This window comes from Tahibacter caeni, assembly GCF_024609805.1.
Lineage (GTDB): Bacteria > Pseudomonadota > Gammaproteobacteria > Xanthomonadales > Rhodanobacteraceae > Tahibacter > Tahibacter caeni.
The window spans coordinates 1-2,760 of sequence record NZ_JANFVR010000473.1 but is presented as its reverse complement, the minus strand read 5'-3'; the positions used below and the strand labels follow the sequence as shown (position 1 = coordinate 2,760).

Here is a 2,760-nt window from a genome sequence, read left to right as displayed (position 1 = left end):
ACGCTGCGGCGACGACGCGCCGCCGGTCTTGCGTGCGACGTCCTGCGGCCGCGGCAGCGGCGCCGAGCCGGACAGGCTGCCGGCATTGCGCAGGCCGCTGCCGGACGGATCGCTCGCGGTGAAGCCGAGCTGGCGCAGCTGCTCCGACGAGCTCATGCCCGGGGCGAGCTGCAGCCGCATGAGCAAGGTGTCGCTCGCGACGACGCGCTGTTTCAGCGCGGTGACGAATTCGCCGAGCGTCGCGTAGCGCTCGTCGCGGTTCTTCGCGAGCATGCGGTCGAGCACCGGCTGGAAATGCGCGAACTCGGCTTCGAGCGGCGGCGGCGCCTGGGTCAGGTGCGCCATCATCACGGCGATCGGCGTGTCGCCGTTGAACGGCGTGCGCCCCGACAGCAGCTCGTAGAACATAATGCCGAGGCTGTACAGGTCCGAGCGGCCGTCGATGTCGTTGCCGCTGATCTGCTCGGGGCTCATGTAGTTCGGCGTGCCGACGAGCATGCCGGTCTGGGTCAGGCGCGTCGCGGCCTGGTCCTGCTGCCGCGCGATGCCGAAGTCCGTCAGCACCGGCGTGTGCGCGTCGCGGAACATGATATTCGCGGGCTTGAGGTCGCGATGGATGATGCCCTGGCTGTGGGCGAAATCCAGCGCGCCGGCGATCTGCACCACGACGCTGATCGCATCGGCCAGCGACAGCCCGGCCTGCATGCGCTCGGACAAGGTGCCGCCTTCGAGGAATTCCATCGCGATGTACGACACGTCGTCGGTCGAGACGATGTCGTAGACCGCGACGATATTGCGATGCGGCAGCTTGGCCATCGTGCGGCCTTCGAGCAGGAAGCGCTTCTCGAACTGGCGCGCGTCGTCCGAGGACGAATCGTGCGTGCGCTTCATCAGCTTGATGGCGATCTTGCGCTGCAGCGACTCCTGCACCGCCAGCCAGACCGTGGACATGCCGCCCGCGCCGAGCTGGCGCAGGAATTCATATCCAGGGATCTTCACCGGCGTCTGGGGCATGGCCAACGGCTTCCTCCGTCGGCCGGATCATAGCAACCGCGCCGCAGGCTGGGGGACACGCCGGCGGCGAACCGCGCCGGGCGGCAACCGGCCCGGCCGGACCGGCGTCCTCAGCGCGGCAACACCAGGGTCACGCACAGGCCGCCGCCGTCGCGGTTGGCCAGCACGATGCGGCCGCCGTGGGCCTCGGCGATCTCGCGCGCGAGGGCCAGGCCGAGCCCCGAGCCCGAGCGCTTGGTCGAATAGAACGGCAGCAGGGCGTTGGCCAGCACCGCCTCGCTCATACCGGAGCCGCGGTCGCGCACCTCGATGCGGGTCTCGCCGGGGCGCTGGCTCACGGCGACCGCTATGTCCTCGACCGCGCCGCCGGCCTCGTGCGCGTTCTTGACCAGGTTGATCAGCACCTGCTCGATCTGCACGCGGTCGAACCAGCCCGGCGCGTCGGGCGCCGGGCCGACGGCGATGCCCGGGAACTGGCGCGCGATCGCATCGAGCACGCCGCGCCAGGGCACGTTCTCCAGGCGCGGCTGCGGCAGCTTGGCGAATTCCGCATAGCCGCGGATGAAGCCGTGCAGATGGCGCGCGCGGTCCTCGATCGTGTCGAACACGGGGCCGAGCCGCGCGCTGTCGCCCTTGGCCGACAGCACGCGGCCGGAATGCGCCAGCGAGGAAATCGGCGCGAGCGAATTGTTCAACTCGTGGCTGATGACGCGGATGACCTTTTTCCAGGTCGCCACTTCCTGGCGGCTGAGCTCGCGCGTCATGCGCTTGATCAGGTACATGTGGTGCAGGCGGCCCTGCAGCTTGAAGCTGCGCTCGGAGAAGTGGAAGGTTTCGTCCTCCCCGTCGAGCGCGACCGTGAACAGCGCGTCGCCGCCGTCGGCGACGGCCTGGGCGAACGCCGGCGGCGACTCGGCCACGACGGTCGCGAAGGCCAGTCCCTGCAGCGGCCGGCCGCCGTTGAGCAGCTGGCGCGCGGCGATGTTGGCGTAGACCACGTGGCCGTTCGGCTCGGCCAGCACGATGGCCGTCGGCGTGTTCTGCACGACCGTGTCCAGCAGCAGCTCGCGCTGGAACAGCGCCTGGCGCTCGTCGCGCAGCACGCGGCCGAGCTCGTTGTGCGCCTGCACGAGTTCGGCCAGCTCGTCGCGCCGGTCGGTCGCGATCGAGAAGCTGAAGTCGCCGTCCTTGAAGCTCGTGACGCTGCCGGCCAGCGCGCGGAACAGCGCCGTGAAGCGCGCGCTCAACCCGCGCGCGAGCAGCGGCACCGCGAACGCGAGCAGCAGGCCGAGCAGCAGCAGGCTCAACCCCGCGTCGCCGAGCCAGCGCTGCAGCAGCAGCGCGAGCAGCGCAGCCGCGAGCGCGACGAGCGCCAGGACGAAGGTCAGCTTGCCTTGCAGCGAAAGAATGCGCATCGGGTTCCCTGGCCGGACGCGGCCGTCGAAGCGGAGCGTAGGTTGCTGGTGCGTACAGCGAACCGCAACCCTCGCCGCATCGATGTCGCCGGCTAGGCCGGCACGCCGATGCCGAGCTTCTCGAGCCGCCGATACAACGCCTGCCGCGAGAGGCCGAGCTCCGCGGCCGCCTGGCTGATGACGCCGCGCGCACGCGCGAGCGCCGCCTCGATCGCGGCGCAGGGTGACGCGGGACTCGCCGCCGGCGACACGGACGGCGCCTACGACGGCTACTCCGGCTTCGTCGGCAATCTCACCTTGAGCGCGCTGGATCTCAGCGGCGCCCTGCCCG

General features: G+C 70.5%; 2 protein-coding genes and 1 pseudogene. All 3 read right to left on the bottom strand.

The features are described 5' to 3' along the window. On the bottom strand, positions 1-1,014 hold a 1,014-nt coding region (locus NON22_RS22790; RefSeq protein WP_257389281.1), incomplete at its 3' end, for a serine/threonine-protein kinase. 110 nt (positions 1,015-1,124) lie between these two features. Beyond that, positions 1,125-2,429 carry a sensor histidine kinase gene (locus NON22_RS22785; protein WP_257389280.1) on the bottom strand — a complete coding sequence of 435 codons (1,305 nt, stop codon included), beginning with the start codon at positions 2,427-2,429 and terminating at the stop codon, positions 1,125-1,127. A 92-nt stretch (positions 2,430-2,521) separates the two neighbouring features. Then, positions 2,522-2,647, bottom strand: a pseudogene (locus NON22_RS22780) (helix-turn-helix domain-containing protein); the annotation flags it as partial. Positions 2,648-2,760: the final 113 nt, after the last annotated feature.